Origin of the sequence: Brevundimonas sp. Root608, assembly GCF_001427825.1 — a bacterium.
Taxonomy (GTDB): Bacteria; Pseudomonadota; Alphaproteobacteria; order Caulobacterales; family Caulobacteraceae; genus Brevundimonas.
In genome coordinates this window covers 281,310-295,851 of record NZ_LMGT01000001.1, presented here as the reverse complement: position 1 = coordinate 295,851, position 14,542 = coordinate 281,310, and the positions used below count along the sequence as shown (strand labels likewise).

Below are 14,542 nucleotides of genomic sequence, written 5' to 3'. Positions count from 1 at the left end.
CCGTATCCTGCTGGTGGGCGCCTTGATTCCCGTATACCGCTGGTCGACATCATGATTCCCGTAGAGAAATGCGATTGCCCATGACGACGCCCCTCTCGACACCGATAGACCTTGCCCGCCTGCCCGGTTTCGCCGCAGCCTCGCTGAAGACGGCCCTCGAGGCGTTGGAAGTTTGCCCTGAGCCGGAGATCCGGAGGCTCACGATCCATCCGCAGGCGCTGACCCCAGCGGGCGCCAAGAACTTCCTCGATGTTGAGCTAGCCAAACTCCCGGCCAAAAGCCCGACGCTCTATCGCATCGGCGTTCCAGCTGACCTGAATCCAGAACTGGTCCTGCAGGCATTTGACGCTGGAAAGACCAAGTCCGCCGAGAGAAGCTTTTCTCGCCGGCACGGACCTCGATCGAGGTTTCTCTACGTGGGGCGTTCGTCCAGTATCCGGAAGCGGATCTATGAGCATCTCGGCTTCGGCGCGCGGGGGACATATGCGCTCAATCTCGCCTGCTGGGCGCAGTCGCTCGGCGTCCCACTAGATCTGGAATGCGCCAGCTACGGCGATGGGATCTCGCCCCTCGCGCTTCCGCATCTGGAGGACGCCCTTTGGACGTCCTCGATGCCTATGTTTGGCCGCCAAGGGTCAGTCTAGGACCACGGCCTTCGGCGAGCCTTTGGGTGACGTCACAGTCTCGGCGACCGCGTCAAAGACGTCGAGCGGCCCGACCCAGGTCCAGGGAAGGTGCTCGAACCCCCAACGAGCGCCAAACAGCTGGCCGGCGATCGACGCGGTGGAATCGCTATCGCCGTCATGGTTCGCCGCGACGCGCATCGTGTCTTCGAAGCTGGAGCCGACGAGGCAGCTGTAGATCGCAATCGCGAGAGCCTCCTCGCCGACCCAACCCTCCCCAAGCGCCCGGCGAGCCACGTCTTGACCGTCAGAACTCTGTCGGGCGAGCGAGACGGCTCGCTCCATCGCAATCTGGGTTTCCTTGGCCTCGGGATGCTCTGAGAGCAAATGCGAAGCCCGGTCGACCGCGACCGTGAGATCAGCGCCGTCCAGCAGGTTTCGAACGATCGCTGACATCGCTGCGGCGCTGAAGAACCCGCTCGGATGGCCATGTGTCAGGGCAGCGGCGGCCGCTCCGAGCTCGAAGGCCGTCCGCTCATCCCAGTGACGCACCAGCCCGATCGGCGCGACCCGCATGACCCCGCCGCAGCCTTTGGAATCGTTGATGCGGCGCTCAGCGCTTCCCGTGCCGCCTTGGGCGAGAGCCGACATGCAGGTGTTACCCGGAGCCCGTCGCTTCCAGAGCGGCGCATGGGCCAGGAGACCGTCGCGGCCTTCGCCTGGGCGGCCGGTCTGGGTTTCGTACCAGCGCAGATAGGCCGCCCGACACTCGTCGATGAACCCTTCCGGTGAGCCGGACCGGTTCACGGCCTCGGCTGTAAACAACGTCATCTGGGTGTCGTCGCTGACGATGAATTTGCCCGCCTGGAGCTGGGGCTCTGTCAATCCGTCGGGACCGTGGCGGCGCAGGATCTCCTGCAGTCGATCGAACTCGACGGCGTAGCCAAATGCGTCACCGACCGCGCCTCCGAAAAGGCAGCCGAGAACCCGATCTTCGCGCTCACGATCGGGTTGGACCTGCACCGATTTGACGTGGGCTTCCTGAGCCGCGGTTTCGATGGTGTCGGATCGAGCTTGCCGCACGCTCTGGATCGCCTCGGCCGGGCTTTCGCCGAACTCTACGAGGAGCCGAGCGGCGATCATGCCGGCCCTCCCTCTTCCACCGCGGCAGTGGATCAGGACGCGGTTACCGCGCCGGAGCTCGGCGCGGACCTTGTGGCCGACCACCGTCCACCGTCGCTCGAAGGTTTCATCCGGAACATCCACATCTCGGATCGGCGCATGAAGCCAGGTCATCCCGGTTTCGCGCACTGCCGCCGGCAGATCGCGGACATCCAGAAGGTCGAACTCGTGATCCTCGATCAGGGTGAGAACCGTGGTCGCGGCCCAACCCCGAATGACCCCGATGTCGGCCGACAGATCTCGATCCCACGGCGCGCCGAAGACGCTGCCCCCCTTCTTCCCGGGACACAGCGTCAGTCCAATCACGCCCCCGGCGCACAGCACCTCGTTGATCTGAAGAGGGTCGGTCTTGCTGGTTCGGATCATTGTGTACCCCGTCATTTCGATTTTGTGTACTTGTCACATTTATTATTTCGTGTCAAGCTCACTACAAATGACCAGCTATCGTTACAGCCACCCCCGCCCGTCAGTCGCGACCGATGTCGTAGTGCTCCGGAACGGCCACAACGGACTCGAAGTGCTTCTCATCGATCGCAAGGAGGAGCCGAAGGGCCTGGCCTTGCCCGGCGGGTTTTTACGAGTTGGCCCGCCCGAGGTTGAACATGCGGTCGCTCGCGGCAGCGCGATCCCTGAAGACGTCGATCCATCTCTCGAGGCTTGCGCGCTTCGCGAGCTTGAGGAGGAAACTGGCGTTCACCCGCTGCGCATTCATCAGCTGGGCGCTTACGGAGACGCCGCGCGCGACCCGCGCGGGCGCTACATCTCAGCGGCCTACTGGACGTTCGTTCACGACAGCCGCTGCGAGCCCCGAGCCGGTTCAGACGCCGGCGCTGTGCACTGGGCGGCGCTCTCCGAAATCGGCCGCCTGGAGTTCGATCACAACCGCATCCTGGACGACGCGAAAGCCCGCATTCGCCAACGCCACGACGAGCTCGACCTCTTCCTTGAACTGATGCCGGAGGTCTTCACCTATCCAGACTTCCACGCCGCCTATCAGCGCGCCATCGGCCGGGTTGTGGACCGCTCAAATCTCTACAAGCGCGCCGCGGGACTGCTCGCTCCTGGCGAACTGTCGGAGCCGCCTGCAGCGACCCCGCGCGGCCGCGGACACCCCCCTAAACACTACAACCTCCGCCGCGTGCTTGCGGCTCTGGGAGAGACCGCGTGAGCGACGAGTTCCAAGCCTCAGTCCGGCGGACCCAACGCGTAATCCGCATGGTCAGCGACCTGCATCGGCTGGGCTATCAGCGTCTGCGGGTCATGCCCTACATCTATCCGTTGGCGTGGCGGGTGGCGATCGGACCGGCGGATCTGTTCTCCGAACGCAACGGCGCCTGGATGGAGCACACCACCGACGACGTCTGTGCCGCCTACTCCAGCGCCAGTTCGAATCGCTACTTCGGCTGGACCGATGCCCGCAGCGACAACGCCCGACAGCTTGCCGACAAGTTCATCAAGCGCTTTCCAGGTGTGTGCGCCGCTGGATACGGCCGGGACTGGGCCTACGCCGGCTGGCTCTGTGAGCTGCTCGGGGCACTTGAGAGGGAGAACGCCCTTCCTTTCGTGATGGAGGAATACGCTGCGGTCCCCCCGGAACAACTCGACCACCTGCCGCTGAGGCGTATGGGGGACATGCGGGATCTGGAGTTTCCGCTGCCGCCGGCCCCGAACCTCTCCGGAGCCGTTCTGATCACGCCCGCGCTCATCGAATAGGGCCAGTCCGTACGCCGTCGCGCTATCTGCCCTGCGACAGACGATCAGCCCCTTGTGCCCCCTTCAAACGATCGCCAAGGGCTCGCCGTCGCGCAGCCGCACGACGTTCTCGAACCCGTCGCGGTCGGTATCCCAGGCCACTCCATGGATCGGCACCAGGGCCTTTGGACCGATTGCCGTGGCAAAGGCCATCAGGTCGGCCGTGGAAGCGTGTCCGGAGGTGTGCAGGTGGCGGGGCCGTGAACCTCCCTCATCGAACCAAGCCTTCAAAGCTACCCCATCCGGCTGCTCGAGATATCCTTGCCACTGAGAGTAGCTCCACGCGTCCGCCTCTGTCGGGACAACGCCTTTCGCGGCGAAATCGCGGATGAGCGACGGGCGGATCATGACCACCCATTTGTTGGGCGTCTGGGCCAGGGCGGCGGCCGAAATGCCGTTCGCCGCCATGCGCTCGACGAACTCCTTGCGCCCCTTCATCTCGTAGAGGCGGGCAAATGAGCGGGTAATGACGACCTTGACGTTGTTCCAGCCCGCCCTCGGCAATTTGCCGGCATCGGCGAGCAGTTCGAGAACCTCGGCGGTGTAGAGGTCGATCACGAGGGTGCGGCCTGACTTCACCGCCGCGCGGTAGAGGGTGACCGTCCGATCGATGTTCTGGGCGGACCAGCAGGTGAATACGCGACCCGGTGTTTCCCTGAACAGGGCCACGAAATCCTCTTCCAGATCGCGCTCGCTCTTGGTCGGCTTGTCACTCCCCAGGTTCGTGCCTTCCATCAGCAGAACGTCCACGTCGCGCGGCGGTGCAGACATCATCTGCCGGACCAGCGCAGCCTTTCGCCCGTGATTTCGAAAATCACCGGAGTACAGGACACGCTTCCCGGCGGCCTCGATCAGCAACATATAGGCGTCGAATGCGGAGTGATCCGTCAGGAAAGGCGTAACCCGGAAGGGACCGATCTCGACCGACGTCCCGCCTTCCCAGTGCCGATAGTCCCGGATCGGCGCGGTGCCGAATATGCTCGCCGTCAGGTGCATGAGCTTGCCTGCCGATACACCCGAATAGACCGGCCATGTCGCCGGCAGTTCATCCAGCAGACCGTAGTGGTCCTGGTGAGGGTGTGAAATCAGCACGCCATCGACCGCCCGATCGAGACAGAGCGTCTCGGGCAGAAGACCAGTCGCATCCTTCGGTGCGTCCAGGGGGCGACCAACGTCGAGCAGGACGCGGCCCGTCTCTGTCGCCAACTCGATGCAGTTGCCGCCGATCTGGTCTGTCGCTCTGTGAACCGTCAGTGTGAGGCTCAAGCAGCAACATCCTTGATAACCCGACCGTCTGTGATTGTGGCCGCCCGAAACTCCACTGTAACGGCCCCTCCGGCGTTCCATCTGGCCTGAACGGCGTCGTTCAGCATCTTGAGCAGGTCCACGTCGCTCAGCAGCGGATGGAGTTTGTCGCCGAGCATGACAGCGACGATCGACTTGGCGCTCACCACATCATCGCCGGTCACATCGTTTCCAGGTGCCCGCATCGGTGCGAACCGGAAATGGCCCAATGCCGCATCGCGAATGACACTGGCGTAGAAGATCAGCTCGCTGATCGTGCCGACAGGAATATTGTCTCCGGCTTTCAGCTCGAAAAGCCAGAACCGGTCCCCGTCAGCGCAGACCAGATCGATCGCCCCCTTGCCGCCGGGGAAGATGCGCGTTCCGTCTTTCGGCGCCTCTGATGCGAACAGTCCAACCGGAAACTGCTGGTCGGTTCGGTACCCGGGACGGAAGCCGAAGTGTTCGGCGAAGGCCGCGTCCTTACGGAAGAAACACTCCATCTCGTTTTCGTTCATCCACTTGCCCGGTTCACAGACCTGCTTGCCGGTCAGGTGGCTGCGATCGCCCGCCACGTTGAGAACACGCTCGCCGATGTTGCCGAGAGCGGCCGAAGCCGATGTATCGCCGTCCAACCAGAACCAGTCTGGGAACAAGTCAGCGAACCGTCGAGCCCGGTAGAGGAACCGCTCGTAGTGAGGCGGAAACCTGCCATCCACGGGCTCGACCGCTGGCCAGAACAGCCCGACCTTCTTCGCGCCGGCCCAGCGTTTAAGGGCCAAGGCCCAACCCTCGAACGCTGCAGCGTTAGTCTGCATGTTCTCCTGGATGGCTGCGGACGTGAGGTGAATCTCGGCGGTGTCGTTGTCACCGATGACCTCCATCAGGCCGGGGATCATCTCGCCAGTTTGTGTTTCCCGATCCTTTGCAGGCAACCGCACATTCCGGTTGGTGGCATAGCCGTCCCGAAGTCGCTGGCTCCACATCGCATGCTGGCGACCAGACGCGGTGTTCAGGAGCCTTGCCCGAATGTCCTCAGAGAGATCGGGCTGTTCCGAGTCCTCGACAAAATCCTGGAGGTGGTCATCGCTATTGGAGTTCATACTGTCCCATTGGTTGTTGATCGCAGTGACAGCGTAATGAGCCTCTGCGTCAGAATCGGTCGTAGATATTTTTGGGTCAGGAGAACGGGCTGATGAGCGAGGTCAGGACGTTTCCTTTGGCCACCATCCTGTTGCTGGCGTCCCGTGTGTCGTTCGTACGCGGGTCGTAGGTGCCCAGGAGATGATTGGAAGAGTCTCGGATTTCGTGTTTGCCCGACGACTTGATCTCGATGGTCGCCATGAGCCGGTTTGACCGGTCTCTGATATGTTGTTTGGACATAATCTTCCCCCTAGGCAGAGACAACGTTAGGCAGAGCCGCCGGAAAGAATCAACTTCCGACTCAAACGGCTTGGCTCGTCAGATCGCGGCTCGCGTAAATCGCCCTGCACACCAAGAGAGTCGCCCGACGGAGTGGCCATTCACTCGCCTAGCCGCGACGGTGCTCGGCGCAGCTACTTGAGGCCGCAGAGCCTCTCCCCCGACACCCTCTCCAATGCGGTCTGCCGACACACTTGCGTTGGCGAGGGACTCGGAAAAGAGCGACGCCTGAAGTCAGCCTTCAAAACCATTCACACGTATGCATAAGCTTGCATACGCTTGTGATCTCGCGCATAGCTTCGGTTGACTGCAACTGGGGTGGGGGTTTCGATGACCGACTGGGCGTTTGACAACGAGGATCAGCGCGCTGCGATGGAGGAGGAGATTACCGCCGAAAATTGCGGTAAAAAATTATCTCTGATCCGACAAGTGTCTGGAATATCGCGCCGCGAACTTGCGAAGATTCTTGGCTGTTCCGAGTCAACGATTTCTCGCCTCGAGTCAGGGATCCACCAGCCGACAATTGATTTCATGAACAAGCTGAGGGCGCTCCAGATCATTGGATACCATCGGTTCAAGAAATTGAATTCGACGGACAGGAGTGCTCTGACTGAAACGATGGTTGCGGCAGGAAGTGGCGCGGGCGGCGTTGTCGCCAGCATAGGCGCCATTGGAGCAACGGGCACCGTGGCTGGATTCTCTGCCGCAGGGATCACATCTGGCCTGGCGGCACTCGGCGGAAGCCTTCTTGGTGGCGTTGCCGTCGTGGCGGTGCTCCCGGTGGCAGTGGGCGCGGCGGGCTATGGAGTCGTCAAAGGGATCAAGGCCATCTGCGAGCACAACAACCTGTCGTGCAAGGAAGTCGACGGGCGGTTTGAAATCGTGCCGGAACCGCTCACTCCGCTCTGAATCGGCCCCGCCAACCTGAGGCCTGGCGTCGAACTCAGGCAGTCGCATGTGCCCTGTTCGCCATCGGAGGTTTGAGCGGGTGGCTGTCACAACGTTGCCAGTCAGCCTGACCCACCGCTGGCAGGCCACGTTCGGCCAGCTAACGCCGCGATATTGCGGGCACCGTTAGCCGGGCTCCGGAATAACCGGCGGGCCGACCGGCGGGCCGTGTCGGGAGAGGCGATCCTCGGTCAGGCGTCTCCGTTCAACATCAGAAGCACTCTGAGGACAGAGAGAGGGATGCCCATCCAGAGCACTCCCGCTGCGATCGCGTGGAACACCCGCTTCTTCCGGCCTGTGGATGTCCAAGCCAGCACCTTCATGATCAGGAACGCGATCAGAACTATTCCGAAGATCTTCCAGATCACGAGGAGCAGGAGCTTCATTCATTACTCACGGTGTTGAAGCGAAGCTTCCGCCGCTACCGGTTGTAGCGCCGCAGGGGACGCGTTAGCTGTGCCCCAAGTCCTTACGATTTTGAGAGTCGCCAATGCCAGGCCCCATGGAAGTCGAGCCCCTCATCGATCGACGCGAGATCGTAAGGCGCATCGAGAGACTGCATGTCTCGGCGGACTTGAAAGCCCTGCTTTCAACCCTGATCGAAACCACGGTCGTGGTGGGTGGCAAGATTGTCCAGATTGGCTGCCGAGTGCTGGCGTACATCTTCGATCTCGCCAAATCATACCCCAAAGTCACCTTCGGCGTCGTCGCAGCCTTGGTCCTCTCGTTCCTGATCAGCTCAATTCCTCTCCTCGGCCCTCTCCTCTCGCCGGTCCTCACGCCCATTCTGCTGATCATCGGGCTCGGGTGGGGTGCGCTTCAGGACATGATCGATGGACCGATGCGGAACAGGCTGTCGGGCCTGGAAGCGCAGTTCAAAGACCTGGGTGTAGCGTGACGACGATCGGAGACGGCACGAAAGAAGATCCAGCGCTTTCGCTGCTCAACAATGTCGAGTGCGTCATTGCGGACTCGCTGAAGTTCAAGCTGAAACTGCGCATCGGCGAAGACGCCTATGCCGTTTTGCGCGCAAAGAACGGCTTGCAGAGCCTTTGGGACGTCGGAGGGGTCGCCGCGACCGGAGCGTCCATCGCGGCATCTCAGGTCGTCGTGTCCACGTTTTTTGCCTCAACGGGCGGGATGTTGTCTGCGATTGGCATCGGCGCAGTGGCGGCCACACCGATTGGATGGGTGCTTGCCGCCGCTGCGGCCACGGGTGGGGCGTACTACGGTGTCACCCGACTCGTACGCCAACAATCGGGTTCGCTGGTCGACACAATCCCGCGCTTCATCAACACGCCGATCGACCTGCTCGGCATGCAGCTGTTCGACCTCGTGGCGGCGCTGGTTCTGCGCGTCGCCAAGATCGACGGCGCGATCGCCCCGGTGGAGCGCGCCGCGATTGAACGGCATTTCGTTGAAGAATGGGGTTACAACGGCGCGTACGGCGCGCGGGCGCTCGACGTGCTCTCAGAGACAGCTGATGAGACGCGGGTGAAAGCCGTCGCGAAATCGCTCGCCGAATTCCACGCAGCCAGCCCCGACTGCAACGGCGAGGCCATGCAAGCCGAACTGCTTGCCTTTCTGCGCGAGGTGATCGAGGCCGATGGAGTCCTCGACGAGCGAGAAGATCATGCAATTGACGCCATCGCAGCGACGTTTCGGGCGGAGCGTGCGATCAGCTTGGCCAAGGTCGGAAAATCGCTAGCCGACCTAGGCGGCAAGACCGGAACGACGATGGCAGATCTCGGCGGGAAGACTGGTTCCGCCATGGCGGATTTTGGCGGAAAGGCTGGTTCAGCGATCGGGTCGCTGACCAATCGTTTTGGTAATTTGAAGCCTGGGAGGCCGGGAGCCTAGCGCGTCTCATCCCCGTCCGGGGCATGCACCTATTCGATGAGGATCGCTTTCCAACCCCAGGTTTGACGCTTCTTGTTATGGCTCAGGACAGCCGTCCCCGAGACGAAGTCTTCGTCGCCCAAGCCATGAGCGGACACGAGATCAGGAGGGATAAACACACCGTCGGGCGTGAAGCCCATCCCTTTGTCCACGCGGACCTTGTCCTTGAATGACCTGCAGACGTTTGGCCCCGCCGGCTCAGCGGAAGGGCCAACGGTCAAGGCGCGAAGAAATGCCCCTCGCTTCGAATGATAGGTGGCGAGCCTTATGGCGACGCTGCCTCCGAGGGACGCCGTTCCCGAGTACTCCGCCAGGGAAAAAGTCCCGTGCGCGTCGACACCGGCCATGAAATGCAAAAGCCCCTTGTCGGCGTTGATAGAGTCAATCACGCCGATCGTTTCAGGGAAGATGTCAAAATCCGACCCGTCCTCTCTGAGAGCTGCTGCGTAAAGCGTGAATCGTCGGCCCTCGCCGGGCTCAAGTTCCGCCTTCACCTTGATCGGCAGGCCGACCGCCAGGTTTTTAAGGCGCAGCTTGGAAGCGTGAACGCTCACTTCGGTCGGGAAAGGCGTCCCCTGAAGATAGAGCTTGCGGCGCGGCTTGGATTCCTGGCCTTCGATCGTGAAGCTCTCCCCCACACAGGCGTCAATCCAAGGCACGGCGCTGAGGAGCAAGTCGTCGGCTTGAGACGCGAAGCGCGCGTAAAAGGCCGCCTTGGGCTCTAGAGCAGAGACCTCGGAGAACCACGAGCCCTGCATCAGATCGTGCGCCTCGGCCGGAATCCTGTGACCCGCGCGCGTCTTGTGCTCAATCACGCGCAACACTTCGCCTTTGGCTTCCGGAAATTCACCGGCGCCGACCAAGGCGCGGGCCAGCTTCAAGCGCACACCGCTTACAAAGTTATCGTCCTGCGAACAGATCAGAGCCTTGCAATAACAACCCCTTCGCTGCTCCGGATCCGTTACAAGATCGCCAAGGAGCTCCCAGGCCCAGTATTCACCTACCTTCGATTTGGCGAAATCAATCGCCACGGCGAGAGCTTCGTCCTGCCGGCCCAGCGCGCGCAGGATCTTTGCCTTGTTCAGCCTCAGCCAAGCATTGTCCGGAAAGCGCGCCATGGCGAGGTCGACGAAGGGCTGAACATACTCGAGGTTGCCGGCCTGACCGTCTAAAACGGCTTCCTTCGCAGCGTGCTGCACAGCGGTTTCAGCCAGTGATGACCGCGCTTTTCCGTCCTCAGCCACGTAACGCTCGAAATCCTCCGCGCGCAGGTGCTCCAAGCCCCACATACGAACGAACGCCATGACCTTGAGATGACCGCTCGGCGCGAGGCGCAGAGCCTGCTGCAGGATGCAACTGTGCAGGAGTGATGGCCGCTCGACGTCTAGCTTCAGATAGATGCCGAGGTAACGTCTCGCCTCCGCCACCGGGCTGCCAGACCACTGATCTTGCGGTTCCTGCTGCAAAGCATCGCGCGTCGCCTTGAAGAGGTCCCAGCCATAGTTGGTGTGGTTCGAGCGATCGAGCGTGCCTCCGTTGAAAAGCACCGCATAGATGCCTACTGCCTCGCGAAACTTGCCGGCCTTGCTAAGCCGCTTCGCCTCTTGCAGTTCCGTCGCGCCCGCCTGCAGAAGGCTCAGGGCGTAGTCCCGCTGCTTCGTCAACACCTCGTCGTCCGGCGGCACGATCAGATCATTGAGCTCTGCTGCGTATCGTTCCAGTTCCGGGCTTGGTCGGTCCCCAGCGAACTTCTTGACGAGATCGACCAGGCACCAACCCAAGGCGCGAACATCCCATGCGTCCCGGTCGGTCGCGGCCATACGCTCCAACGCCAGCGCATAGGCCGCATCAAGGTCACCATCCCTGCGCTTCTGGAACACGTCCTTGGAGGAAATCACGCGACGATCTCAGTCTTCAGCTCGTCCGAGATTTCGGGAGGGGGTGCGACCCTTGGGCAGCCGGCGCCGAGTGGCTGCCAGCTCTCGAGAACGCGCCTCGCATTGCGCCGGACGCCTATTGCGGTGACGTCTCCATTCCTCGGGGGCAAAACAGCGCACAAATGTGCAAACCACTCCCCCCGCCCAGCGACCGGAAGCGGTTTCACGGGGCGAGCTCCATCGTCAAGATTTCCATCACTTGGGGCAACAACGGCGGAGGTGGCGCCGCTGACTTCGGCCTCAAGGGCATGCAACTCCTGATCCGGTTCCTGCCGTCATAGAAGATATCTATTCTTGCGACCTCGTCTCCACGAGAGAAGGTATAGCGCTGGCACCACTGGAGCTCTTCCAACGAAGTCACAATGATCCCCTGCGCCGTAAGCAACGGCACCAGACGATCATGCAGTTCCTTCAAGAAGGGCGCGGTGGGACCGAGGTTCGGTACGCTGTCGGCGCGTGGCAGCCCCAGGCTGCCGTGGTTGAGCAACGGCGCAAAAAGTTGACGTAACTCGTCTTCAAAATTTCCAGTCCTGGGGGTCGTGATGGACCTGATCCTGTACTTGCCATCGTAGCCGATGTTGACGCGCCCGGAGTCGACGCCCCGACTGAGGTAATAAGCCTCCTGGTAGCTGTGATGGGCGACATCATCGATAGCGACCTGCGTGTCGACAAGTAACGACCGAACCTTGGCGAGGACGCCGGCGCGAAACTGCTCCTGCGGCGATGATCCGGTGAGCTCCTCAAGCCCTTCCGTTATCGTCATTGAAAGCGGCGGGCCGCTATTGTTGGTTTGTCTCCACCAAGGCTCGCCTACTGACTTGATCCTTACTTCCGGCGGATTGACGAGATGCAGGGTTTGGCTCGATCGGGTCATCGCGGTGTACAGCCAACGGAAATAGCCGGCCGTCCGCGGGTCTTGACCGGTCGGGCAGGATACGACGACATCCGTCCACTCCCCGCCCTGGGCCTTGTGACAGGTCACGGCGTAACCAAACTTGGCCCGCAGGGCGTTGAAATACGGATCCTGGCGCAGGACCAGGCTCCGGCGAACCCGCTCCTTATCCGCACGCAGGTCCGGATGGCGCTTCAGGAAGTCGATGTAGAGCGCGCGCTGTTCTATCGACGACAGCCCGGGCTCGTTGCGATGCAGGTGATCATCCAATAGCTTGACGTTGATACCGGATTTGGTCCCGTCGGGTAGAGTGATCGCCACGTCGACATCCCGGAACGTCAGCGAGATTTCCATTTCCTCAACGGCATTGGTGTCCGGATTTCGCTGCTTCAGGGTCAGCGTCCGACGATCTACGACCGGTTCAGCGTGGATGACCTCGACGAACTCGCCATTTGCAAGGAATCGGCCGCCAACGACCGCATTGGCCGTGACGATCAGGGTGTCACCTGCGGTCACGAACTCCTTCTGGGGATGCAGTTGTTCGCGCACCGCCCGGTTGAAGGCCGCGGCCTCGGCGTTCGGGTGCGTAATGATGATTGGTTGCCGCCCGGCCCCTCGAGCCGCCATGTACAGCGGGATGACTTCATCGGTGTGCGCACGCGCAACGTCCTCGCCAAATTCAAAGGTGAGGCTGCTGAAACTTGCCTTGGACAGACTTTCTCGCAGCGGCATGACATTGCGGATCAACCCGCTGTCTGCCTTCTGGCGCACCACCTCCTTGAGCTCGTACTGGATTGGGCTGAGATTGAAGTGCTTGCGGAGATATTCCGGGTCGAGCGCGGGTGAACTGGCCATCCCGACAGGCGGAAGTTGAGCGGGATCACCGACGAAAATGATCTTTCTGTCGTTCTCGCTATGGTCGAAGCACATGTACGTCATCAGATCTTGGAGCAGATACCCCGTTCCCGACCTGTAGAAATCACTTTCCGCATAGACATCGGCTAGCAACGACGCCTCGTCTACGATGTAAACGGTATTAGCCTGATCTCGATTTGACCTGATTGATGCAATGATCTTGAACGTCTCGAGCGCATCGGCGTCTCCGTCGCGATACTCCTGCAGATCGGAATAATCGTATATCGACCCGTGCAGAGTGCGTGCCTCGCGTCCCGTCTTCTCCCGCATAACGTTGGCTGCGCGGCCGGTCGGAGCCAGAAGCTGGAAGTCACGACCCTGAGCCGCGAGGTACTCCGTGATCCCTTTCACCAGGAAGGTTTTCCCAGTCCCGGCGTAGCCCTTCAAAAGGAACAGACGTTGTTCGCGATCACCGAGGAAGTCGGACAGCGCTGACAGACAGCCACGCTGATCAACATTCAAGTCTTCCGAAAACGCATCCTGCATGCTGATCCGCGTGCGCAGGGAACGCGCCCGGGGATCGATCTGCGCCATCGCTTTGGCGACCTCCTCACGAACGCGTCGGATGCGGTCGACCGGGAATGGCACGATACTGCTCGGCGGCCCCGAAGCGGTTGACTGCCTATCGGCGCTTTCGGGGGCTTCGTCCTGCTGGATCCCCACTCCAATGGACGCATGTGGAGTTCGCGTCGGTGTAAACCACTCAATGTCCGGACGCATGAACCGACAGAACCAACAGCCGAGCGACCAGGCATCCTCGAGCATGGTCTCGACCTGCGCCGGTGTAACCGGGTGATTATGAGCAGCGTTGTTGCCCAGGCGGCGGATGGAATGAAACTTGGCCAGCAGTCGCCGATCGAGCAGATCCCCCTTCTCAAGGAGGACTAGCCGATCGAACTGAGAAGTCTGCTGCGGTGGAAGATCCAGATGACCCCATAGGTGCGCAACCATCGACTCGGTGAAGGCGCGCAGGCGGATCGCGGCCAGGTCAGGTGCTTGCGGTCCAGCCTGCTCGGCCTTTCGGGATGTCTCGTGCAGATCCGGCCAGAATGGCTCCAGAAACCTGAACCCTTCCGCGTCGATCACTCCCTCCACACTACCCCCATCACTCTTCCACAATCGGACACCCTAGGGTTTTAGGAGGATGCGGTCGACCCGCTAACCCATATTGCAGAGACCATCCCCTAATGTTCCGGCCTCAACAAACAGTTGCACGAGCCCGCCGCACAGGGAGTTGGCGACAGGCTGGGGGTGGTTTTCGAAGAGACGACCGGGAGAAAACCAGCACTACAGGCTTTGCTCATATTCATACTGGGGCCTCTCAGGTGGCACCTTGTCTTCGGCTAGATGATGCCGGCCCGCAGCATCTTTTCGACGACGTCCTTCACCGTGACCGGCTCTGACTCGGACGGCTCAGGGGAAAGGACAGGCTGCTTGCTTGAAACGCTGATTTCGTAGCGGCGGACGTGCAACTTCACCCAATCTCCCCTTGGCTCATTAGACCGCCCGAGAGCCGCGATTGGTGAATCGAACACCTTGTCCAGGTAGGCGTAGTAGCCGTCGCCAAAGAGGGTCTCATAAGTATCCTCCCTCAGTGTCGCCCAAACCGTCACGGGTTGTTGCGCGGCCCGGTTCAGGAAGGTACCGATCACGTCCGCGAGCCGATCTATATTTGCGTCCGACATGCT

General features: G+C 61.4%; 14 protein-coding genes. 6 read left to right on the top strand and 8 right to left on the bottom strand.

The annotated features are described in order from the left end of the window. Positions 1–80 precede the first annotated feature (80 nt). Positions 81–644 (top strand): hypothetical protein, encoded by a 564-nt coding sequence (locus ASD59_RS01480; RefSeq protein WP_156376883.1) that lies wholly within the window; start codon positions 81–83, stop codon positions 642–644. On the opposite strand, the gene ASD59_RS01475 is transcribed toward ASD59_RS01480, so the two are convergent. Further along, positions 636–2,171 (bottom strand): ADP-ribosylglycohydrolase family protein, encoded by a 1,536-nt coding sequence (locus ASD59_RS01475; protein ID WP_056614981.1) that lies wholly within the window; start codon positions 2,169–2,171, stop codon positions 636–638. The two genes, ASD59_RS01480 and ASD59_RS01475, sit on opposite strands and share 9 nt — an antisense overlap. Here ASD59_RS01475 and ASD59_RS14115 point away from each other — a divergent pair. Beyond that, positions 2,155–2,973: an NUDIX domain-containing protein gene (locus ASD59_RS14115; RefSeq protein WP_235561688.1), complete on the top strand. Its 819-nt coding sequence runs from the start codon at positions 2,155–2,157 to the stop codon at positions 2,971–2,973. The genes ASD59_RS01475 and ASD59_RS14115 overlap by 17 nt on opposite strands. Beyond that, the gene (locus tag ASD59_RS01465; RefSeq protein WP_156376881.1) at positions 2,970–3,518 is read left to right on the top strand and encodes a hypothetical protein; all 549 of its coding nucleotides are present in this window, start codon (positions 2,970–2,972) and stop codon (positions 3,516–3,518) included. Before ASD59_RS14115 ends, ASD59_RS01465 begins: the two co-directional genes overlap by 4 nt. 63 nt (positions 3,519–3,581) lie before the next feature. On the opposite strand, the gene ASD59_RS01460 is transcribed toward ASD59_RS01465, so the two are convergent. The 3 genes from ASD59_RS01460 to ASD59_RS01450 all read right to left on the bottom strand — a co-directional run bounded on the left by ASD59_RS01460 (position 3,582) and on the right by ASD59_RS01450 (position 6,185). Further along, positions 3,582–4,823, bottom strand: a complete 1,242-nt coding sequence (locus ASD59_RS01460; RefSeq protein WP_055827242.1) for an MBL fold metallo-hydrolase — start codon at positions 4,821–4,823, stop codon at positions 3,582–3,584. Then, on the bottom strand, positions 4,820–5,944 hold the full coding sequence (locus tag ASD59_RS01455; protein WP_055827239.1) for a hypothetical protein: 1,125 nt from the start codon (positions 5,942–5,944) through the stop codon (positions 4,820–4,822). The genes ASD59_RS01460 and ASD59_RS01455 overlap by 4 nt, the downstream gene beginning before the upstream one ends. Before the next feature lie 76 nt (positions 5,945–6,020). Then, positions 6,021–6,185, bottom strand: coding sequence for a hypothetical protein (locus ASD59_RS01450; protein ID WP_200943530.1), 165 nt, complete (start codon positions 6,183–6,185; stop codon positions 6,021–6,023). A gap of 408 nt (positions 6,186–6,593) precedes the next feature. On the opposite strand from ASD59_RS01450, the gene ASD59_RS13795 reads away from it, so the two are divergent. After that, positions 6,594–7,172 (top strand): helix-turn-helix domain-containing protein, encoded by a 579-nt coding sequence (locus ASD59_RS13795; protein ID WP_082560002.1) that lies wholly within the window; start codon positions 6,594–6,596, stop codon positions 7,170–7,172. Positions 7,173–7,402: 230 nt separating this feature from the next. On the opposite strand, the gene ASD59_RS01445 is transcribed toward ASD59_RS13795, so the two are convergent. Further along, entirely contained in the window at positions 7,403–7,597 is a 195-nt protein-coding gene (locus tag ASD59_RS01445) for a hypothetical protein (protein WP_055827233.1), read from the bottom strand. A 116-nt stretch (positions 7,598–7,713) separates the two neighbouring features. Between ASD59_RS01445 and ASD59_RS01440 the strand changes: the two genes are divergently transcribed. Next, positions 7,714–8,109 carry a hypothetical protein gene (locus ASD59_RS01440; protein ID WP_156376880.1) on the top strand — a complete coding sequence of 132 codons (396 nt, stop codon included), beginning with the start codon at positions 7,714–7,716 and terminating at the stop codon, positions 8,107–8,109. Further along, on the top strand, positions 8,106–9,071 hold the full coding sequence (locus ASD59_RS01435) for a TerB family tellurite resistance protein (protein WP_055827227.1): 966 nt from the start codon (positions 8,106–8,108) through the stop codon (positions 9,069–9,071). The genes ASD59_RS01440 and ASD59_RS01435 overlap by 4 nt, the downstream gene beginning before the upstream one ends. A 29-nt stretch (positions 9,072–9,100) precedes the next feature. Here the strand turns inward: ASD59_RS01435 and ASD59_RS01430 are convergent, their stop codons facing one another. The 3 genes from ASD59_RS01430 to ASD59_RS01420 all read right to left on the bottom strand — a co-directional run bounded on the left by ASD59_RS01430 (position 9,101) and on the right by ASD59_RS01420 (position 14,539). Next, positions 9,101–11,008, bottom strand: a complete 1,908-nt coding sequence (locus ASD59_RS01430; protein ID WP_055827224.1) for a DUF7017 domain-containing protein — start codon at positions 11,006–11,008, stop codon at positions 9,101–9,103. 202 nt (positions 11,009–11,210) lie between these two features. After that, positions 11,211–13,940: an ATP-dependent DNA helicase gene (locus ASD59_RS01425; protein WP_055827220.1), complete on the bottom strand. Its 2,730-nt coding sequence runs from the start codon at positions 13,938–13,940 to the stop codon at positions 11,211–11,213. A 257-nt stretch (positions 13,941–14,197) separates the two neighbouring features. Next, a complete protein-coding gene (locus ASD59_RS01420; RefSeq protein WP_055827215.1) occupies positions 14,198–14,539 on the bottom strand; it encodes a hypothetical protein in 342 nt (113 codons plus the stop codon). Between the last annotated feature and the right edge of the window lie 3 nt (positions 14,540–14,542).

Bases quoted from the DNA above. Each gene is read 5' to 3' on its own strand.
- ASD59_RS01445 (WP_055827233.1), bottom strand. From the start codon at position 7,597: ATGAAGCTCCTGCTCCTCGTGATCTGGAAGATCTTCGGAATAGTTCTG.
- ASD59_RS01420 (WP_055827215.1), bottom strand. From the start codon at position 14,539: ATGTCGGACGCAAATATAGATCGGCTCGCGGACGTGATCGGTACCTTC.
- ASD59_RS01455 (WP_055827239.1), bottom strand. From the start codon at position 5,944: ATGAACTCCAATAGCGATGACCACCTCCAGGATTTTGTCGAGGACTCG.
- ASD59_RS13795 (WP_082560002.1), top strand. From the start codon at position 6,594: ATGACCGACTGGGCGTTTGACAACGAGGATCAGCGCGCTGCGATGGAG.
- ASD59_RS01440 (WP_156376880.1), top strand. From the start codon at position 7,714: ATGGAAGTCGAGCCCCTCATCGATCGACGCGAGATCGTAAGGCGCATC.
- ASD59_RS01475 (WP_056614981.1), bottom strand. From the start codon at position 2,171: ATGATCCGAACCAGCAAGACCGACCCTCTTCAGATCAACGAGGTGCTG.
- ASD59_RS01480 (WP_156376883.1), top strand. From the start codon at position 81: ATGACGACGCCCCTCTCGACACCGATAGACCTTGCCCGCCTGCCCGGT.
- ASD59_RS01450 (WP_200943530.1), bottom strand. From the start codon at position 6,185: ATGGCGACCATCGAGATCAAGTCGTCGGGCAAACACGAAATCCGAGAC.